The sequence below is a fragment of the Finegoldia sp. genome, assembly GCF_046991905.1.
In the GTDB taxonomy this organism is placed as follows: domain Bacteria; phylum Bacillota; class Clostridia; order Tissierellales; family Peptoniphilaceae; genus Finegoldia.
In genome coordinates this window covers 21,950-28,565 of sequence record NZ_JBKWZF010000024.1, presented here as the reverse complement: position 1 = coordinate 28,565, position 6,616 = coordinate 21,950, and the positions used below count along the sequence as shown (strand labels likewise).

General features: G+C 34.2%; 5 protein-coding genes and 1 pseudogene. 3 read left to right on the top strand and 3 right to left on the bottom strand.

Annotated features, from left to right (window positions below):
* Positions 1-206 precede the first annotated feature (206 nt).
* Positions 207-782: a protein adenylyltransferase Fic gene (gene fic / locus ACLUJM_RS09265; RefSeq protein ID WP_412412715.1), complete on the top strand. Its 576-nt coding sequence runs from the start codon at positions 207-209 to the stop codon at positions 780-782.
* Between the two features lie 994 nt (positions 783-1,776).
* On the opposite strand, the pseudogene ACLUJM_RS09260 reads toward fic, so the two are convergent.
* The 3 genes and pseudogenes from ACLUJM_RS09260 to ACLUJM_RS09250 form a co-directional block, all read right to left on the bottom strand.
* Positions 1,777-3,011, bottom strand: a pseudogene (locus ACLUJM_RS09260) (IS256 family transposase).
* A 147-nt stretch (positions 3,012-3,158) separates the two neighbouring features.
* Positions 3,159-3,764 carry a hypothetical protein gene (locus ACLUJM_RS09255; RefSeq protein ID WP_412412714.1) on the bottom strand — a complete coding sequence of 202 codons (606 nt, stop codon included), beginning with the start codon at positions 3,762-3,764 and terminating at the stop codon, positions 3,159-3,161.
* A gap of 83 nt (positions 3,765-3,847) precedes the next feature.
* Positions 3,848-4,774, bottom strand: coding sequence for a YdcF family protein (locus ACLUJM_RS09250; protein ID WP_412412713.1), 927 nt, complete (start codon positions 4,772-4,774; stop codon positions 3,848-3,850).
* A gap of 76 nt (positions 4,775-4,850) precedes the next feature.
* Between ACLUJM_RS09250 and ACLUJM_RS09245 the strand changes: the two genes are divergently transcribed.
* Positions 4,851-5,636, top strand: a complete 786-nt coding sequence (locus ACLUJM_RS09245; protein WP_412412712.1) for a patatin-like phospholipase family protein — start codon at positions 4,851-4,853, stop codon at positions 5,634-5,636.
* Positions 5,637-5,748: 112 nt separating this feature from the next.
* Positions 5,749-6,552, top strand: a complete 804-nt coding sequence (locus tag ACLUJM_RS09240; protein ID WP_412412711.1) for a patatin-like phospholipase family protein — start codon at positions 5,749-5,751, stop codon at positions 6,550-6,552.
* Positions 6,553-6,616: the final 64 nt, after the last annotated feature.

Genomic DNA, 6,616 nt, shown 5'->3' with positions numbered 1-6,616 from the left:
GCACGCTTCGCTTACGCGGTCAAATTTTGGCCGGATTTCTGCGATTGAGTTTTCATAATTTTTTCCAGATGACTCGCTTAGTTAAAGCCTTTTATTCTAAAGAAATTTATGTATAAAAGGTAATATTCAATGATAAGAATTATAACCGTATAATAATTGACACGTGGAATTTTACATAAAATAATGATAAGAAGGGATGGTGTTTGATGGGTAGGTTGATTGATGAGGAGCTTTTGTCTAAAAGAAGAGCTATTGAGCTTTGGGACAAGGGTTTTATCAATGACTTTGAGGTCGGTACTTACAAGGGTTTGCAGGAGATTCACGAGTTTTTGTTTCAGGATATTTTTGAGTTTGCTGGTAAGACTCGTGATGTGAATTTGTCAAAGGGAAATTTCAGGTTTGCAAATTTGTTGTATTTAGAGAGTAATTTGGCGATTATTGAGAAGATGCCTGAGGGTTCTTTTGATGAGATTATTGAGAAGTATGTGGAGATGAATGTGGCACATCCTTTCGGGGAAGGGAATGGTCGTGCGACTAGGATTTGGCTGGATTTGATCCTTAAAAAGAATTTGAACAAATGTATTGACTGGACGATGGTGGACAGGGCTGATTATTTGAGTGCTATGGAGAGGTCGCCGGTGAATTCTTTGGAGATTAAACACTTGTTGAAGAATGCTTTGACGGACAAGGTTGATGACAGGGGTGTTTATTTGCGTGGTATTCAACAGTCGTATGTTTATGAGGATTTGGATAGATATAATATTGAGGATATAGAGGAGTAAAAGAATTCGTATGATCGTAGGTTTTTACAAGCGATTGATTGCTGGATTTACGTTGTTTCATACCAGAATAAAAGGTTTAACTTCACTCGTCAACAAGGCGTAGGAGCAGGTTTGCTCGAATATCTGGTCTACAGAAATTTGTGATTTCTAAATCTTGGTCTCCTAAAATTTGAAGCTCGTGCTCCGCACTCAAGCGGTCAAATTTTAGCCGGAGCCCTTCGATTTGAAATCAACTAAATTTCTTCCGAATGATATTCTTCGTCAAACCATGCTTCCTACTAAAAAACTCTTAAAGTTGAAAGCCTCTAATCTCGAAACCTTTTAATTCTAAAGGTATCTAATTTGGCGACGTTAAGAAGTAATCAGTTAGTAATGTATGCTACCTTAGTTTTTGAATTAGACACTGTGTTCTAAAGGATAAAATTTATTGTAGACTTATAAAATATCTCTAAACGAGAAAAAAGCAGATTACCACAATTGCTGTAGAATATCATCTGGAGAAAATAAGTATAAATCCAAGCGAAATGAACCGTTAAGAAATCTCACTGGTGCCAGAGCGAAGCTCGCACTTGAGATTTTAGGGTCATGAGCTTAGGATTTATTTATTTTCGTAAGCTAGATATTCGGGCAATTGTGCTTTTCTGCTTTATATTACTATATACTATGTCGAAAATTTACACTACAATTAAATACAAGTTCTCACAAAAAAAGGGGTATGTGAAAAGTTTTGTGTATCAGCTCCTCCTGATAGGTTGTGAGCTGATATTTTTTTAAAATATACTTTTATTACTAAAATCTGAAAGTTCAGATATTTGTAACCTAATTTTGGCACAATTAAACTAAAAGGTCAAGATTTTTCTAAAAATCTCCATTTTTGCCTAATTATATTTCTTAAAAATTTGAAGATTTCTGTCAAGAGCTGGTCTTCAGACCAGGGCTATGCCTTTAGTCTTGATTGAAAGATTCAAATTTTTTATTATTTTGATGGCAAAATTTAGATTCTGCCTTCAAAAAATATTGATAGTTGTGACAATATTTGATCCCATCCTCTTATTCTACTCGTCCATTTACTTGAAGCATCTACCATTGCTAGATACAAGCTTTTTTGTAGGGCGTAGTCATTTGGAAATATTGTTTTGTTTTTTGTTACTTTTCTAAGTTGTCTATTAAAATTTTCTATGCTATTTGTTGTATATATTAGTTTTCTTATTCCTTCTGGATATTTGAAATATGTTGCTAATTCAGCCCAGTTATTTCTCCATGAATTTACACACATTGGGTATTTTTTGCCCCATTTTTCTTCAAATATATCTAGATTACTTAGTGCTAGTTCTTCTGTTGATGCTTTGTATACTGTTTTTAAGTCTTTCATTAGTTCTTTTATATCTCTATATGATACGAATTTTGTTGAATTTCTTATTTGATGAATTATGCATTTTTGAATTTCTGTTTTTGGATATACACTTTCTATTGCTTGGCTAAATCCTGATAAATTATCTGTTGAAACTATTAATATATCTTCTAATCCTCTTTCTTTTAATTGATTTAATACCAATAGCCAGTATTTACTTGATTCATTTTCTCCAACCCACATTCCAAGGATTTCTTTGTATCCTTCGGTATTGTATCCTAGTGCTATATATACTGCTTTTTTTACTACTATGTTATTTTCTCTTACATGATAGTGTATTGCATCTAAAAATACAAATGGATATACTTTTTCTAGTGGTCTATTTTGCCATTCTTCAATAGTTGGTAGTATTTTATTTGTTATTTTGCTTACCATGGATTCTGATATTCCAAATCCATAGATTTCTTTTATGTGTGTTGATATGTCTCTTGTTGTCAGGGCCTTCCCCAGCCAATAATATCCAACGAATGAAATGAGTTTATGATATTATTAGGCGAGGGTATTCCTTTTGCATACATAGATATTATTTGGTTTTCTATGTTTGATATGTCTTTTTGATATTTTTTCAATGCTTGTGGCTCAAAGGATCCTTCTCTGTCTCGTGGAATGTTTAGGTCTATGTTTCCGTATGATGATTTAACTGTTTTTTTACTTGATCCATTTCTTGTGTTTAATGACAGTGGTTTTTCACCATATTCATAATCTAGATGTTCATCTAACTCTGCTTTTAACATTTGTTCCATTGTGTCTCCTAGAAGATCTTTCAAAGCTTCTTGAAGATCTTGTACTGTTTCTGGTTGATACTCTTCGATTAACATCTTAGATATTTTGTTTAGTCTTGTTTCTGGTCTTTTTCTTGGCATTTTAAAATCCTCCTGATTTCTATTATATCAGGAGGATTCTATACACAAACTATTTCACAGTCTCAAAAAAAGAAGCTGTTTTATCAGCTTCTTTCATCATTTCTATTGTAATTTGTTTAGTACATTTTCCAAGGATTCTAGTTTGATTTGTGGATCCCATGTTGCGCCACTGTCTTTTAGTTCTTGGATGTATTGTTGTTTGTTTGATTTGTAGTATTCTATGGTATCTTTTAGTCCTTTTACTGATTGTTTGAAGTTTTCAGTGTCTTTGACTTGGGATACTTTTTTGATTAGATATTCTTGTGATTTTTCTGGTTTTGTTTCTAATGATGTGCATCTGTTGACCATTTCTGTGAATAGTCTATCCATTTTTAGTGATGCGCCTGCTGTTCCGTTTTCGTATTTTTCTAATCTTTCTACAAATTCATCTAGTGTTGCTTTTTCATCATCTGTTAATTCTTGTTGGTTGTCTTTTTTTGTTTCGCCTTTTTCTGTAGCTTCTGTTGTTTCTTCTGGTTTTTTGTCTTCTTTGTTTTCTTTGTCTTCTTTTTTGTTTTCTTGTGTGTCAGCTGCTGTGTCTTTTTTGTTGTTTTCAGCTGTTGATGTTGTTGTATCTGGTTTATTCAATGATTGTTCGCTGCTACAGCTTGATAATGATACTGAAGCGATTAATGCAAGTAATAGTCCAAATTTTTTAATGTTTTTCATAAAATCCTCCTCCGATTTCTTTATATATATTATACCACTATTTTGATTTTCCAATCAGGACAATGTCTACAATATAGCTACAATTATACAAATCTACCGATTATTATGGTGATTATGATGATGAGTGTTATGTGAATTAGTATGTCTAGATAAATTGCTGCTAATAATTCTATGAGATATGTGTTGATTTTGGATGTTGGGTTTGATTCTGCGGGTACTACTGTCCAATTTACTTTCATTTTGTTGCAGATTAGTTTGGTACGGTATGCGTGAAAGTTGTTGGTGATGACGCAGACTTTTTTGCTGTTACAATTTTCGTCTTGTTGTTGGACTAGGTTTCGTACGTATTCGATGTTTTGCATTGTGTTCATGGCGAGTTTTTCCAATAATATGTCTGTGTCTTGGATGTGGTTTTCTACGGCGAAGTTTTTCATGGCGACTGATTCTTCGATGTCTCCGTTGGATTTTCCGCCTGAAAATATCATGATACTTTTATTGGTTCTGTAATAGGCAAATGATGTTATCATTCTTTGTTTGATTAGCTCAGAGAGTTCGATTCCTTTCATGGAGCCTCCAAGTACTACGATGTAATCAAAATCTGTGTCAATTTTTTTGTATTTGATTATGAGGTTTCCAAGTAGGTGTGACAGTACAATTAAGCTCAGATACAAATTCATTCCTATTATGTATTTGTAAAGGTCAAATATTTTGAACAGGTTGACTATTATCATTGCGATGTAGAGTATACTTGCCGTCAAGTGTAGTGCGATGCTGGCTTTGACTTTGGCTTTTTGGTAGAGCCTGTAGGATATTATCGCTAATATAAATACGTCTGTGATTACGTTGATTGTGACAATTATGTTCAAGATTATATTTGAATGTGGCGCAAATATTATTCCGATGGCGCTTACTGCGAACAAAACTATGCTTGTTGCTGTGAACATGCTTATGAAGTTGTGTTTTGATGCGATTATTAGAAGTATCGCAGATATGAGTAGAAGTGTGTACATTTCGTGTCCTTTCACAAAAAATTATATCACATATTAAATTTTTGATGATATAATTTAATTAATGGAGGGAGATTTTATGAGAGGGTTAGTGTTGGAAGGCGGAGGCGCTAAGGGCTGTTATCAGATTGGAACTTACAAGGCGTTGGTGGAAATGGGCATTACGTTTGATTATGTTGTGGGAACTTCGATTGGCGCTATCAATGCGGCTATGATTTGTCAGGGAGATTGGGAGATTGCATACAAATTATGGGAGAATATTTCTTATGAAGATGTGATTAGCCTAAAGGACAATGATATCAATTCTATTTTTGAAGAGAGCTTGACGTTGGAAAATGCGAAAGACAAGATAAGTTTGGCAAAGGATTTTATCGATAACAAGGGTTTCGGTGTGGATCCGTTGAACGATTTGTTGAGCAAGTTTATTGATGAGAAGAAGGTTCGTGAATCGAAGATGGAGTTCGGGCTGAATACTGTTGATGTTGAAAACAGGAAGGTTTTGAATTTGTTTATTGAGGATATTCCAGTTGGTCATTTGTGTGATTATTTGCGTGCAAGTTCCAATTTGCTTGTGTTTAAGCAAGAAAAACTCGACGGGAAGAAACTGATAGACGGTGGATATATGGAGAATAATCCGTACAAGATGATTGATGATGTGTGCGATGAGATTGTGATTGTGTCGTTGAAGCCTTATATGTTGACGAATAAATTGAAGAAAAATCCAAAATACACGATTATTAAAACGTGGGACAGGGATTTTCCTAAGGTTATGGAGTTTGAGAAGGAAAAGATGAGATATGGTTTGAAGCTTGGATATGATGATACGATGAAGGTGTATGCGGATTTGAAAAAAGAAAATTTGTAGAATTATTGGAAAATATGATAAAATTTTTGTTAGTTGTATAATATTTAATATAGAGAATTTTTGAAAGAAGGAGGTCTGAATAATGAGCATTAAAATTAATAAGGGGGGTTTTATGAGAGGTTTAGTATTGGAAGGCGGCGGAGCGAGGGGCTGCTATCAGATTGGCGCTTACAAGGCGTTGGTGGAAATGGGAATTGACTTTGATTATATCGTAGGAACTTCGATTGGAGCTATCAATGGGGCTATGATTTGTCAGGGAGATTGGGAGATTGCGTATAAATTGTGGGAGAATTTGACTTACGATGATGTGATTAGCGTAAAGGACAATGATGTCAATTCTATTATGGAACAGAGTTTAAGTATGGAACAGAGTTTAAGTTTGGATAATGCTAAGGATAAGCTAGGCTTGGCGAAGGATTTTATCGATAACAAGGGTTTCGAGGTGGAGCCTTTGAATGAGTTGTTGAGCGAATATATTGATGAGAAAAGAGTCCGTGAATCTAGGATGAAGTTCGGTCTTAATACTGTTGATGTGGAACAAAGAAGGGTTTTGAATTTGTTTATTGACGATATTCCACAAGGTCATTTGCGAGATTATTTGCGTGCGAGTTCCAATTTGTTGGTGTTTAAGCAAGAGAAATTGGACGGTAAGTGGTTGATTGATGGTGGATATATGGAGAATAATCCGTACAAGATGGTGGATGATGTGTGCGATGAGGTTGTTATTGTGTCGTTGAAGCCGCATTTGTTGACTAGTAAGTTGAAGAAAAATCCAAAATACACGATTATTAAAACATGGGACAAGGACTTTCCAAAAATTTTGGAGTTTGAAAAGGAAAAGATGCGATACGGTTTGAAGCTTGGATACGAGGATACGTTGAAGGTGTATGCGGATTTGAAAAAAGAAAATTTGTAGAATTATTGGAAAATGTTTTAAAATTTTGAAAATTTTGTTGGAAAAAGTTTTTATTAGTTGTATA

Coding starts and splice junctions, on each gene's coding strand:
- fic (WP_412412715.1), top strand. CDS start 207: ATGGGTAGGTTGATTGATGAGGAGCTTTTGTCTAAAAGAAGAGCTATT.
- ACLUJM_RS09255 (WP_412412714.1), bottom strand. CDS start 3,764: ATGAAAAACATTAAAAAATTTGGACTATTACTTGCATTAATCGCTTCA.
- ACLUJM_RS09250 (WP_412412713.1), bottom strand. CDS start 4,774: ATGTACACACTTCTACTCATATCTGCGATACTTCTAATAATCGCATCA.
- ACLUJM_RS09245 (WP_412412712.1), top strand. CDS start 4,851: ATGAGAGGGTTAGTGTTGGAAGGCGGAGGCGCTAAGGGCTGTTATCAG.
- ACLUJM_RS09240 (WP_412412711.1), top strand. CDS start 5,749: ATGAGAGGTTTAGTATTGGAAGGCGGCGGAGCGAGGGGCTGCTATCAG.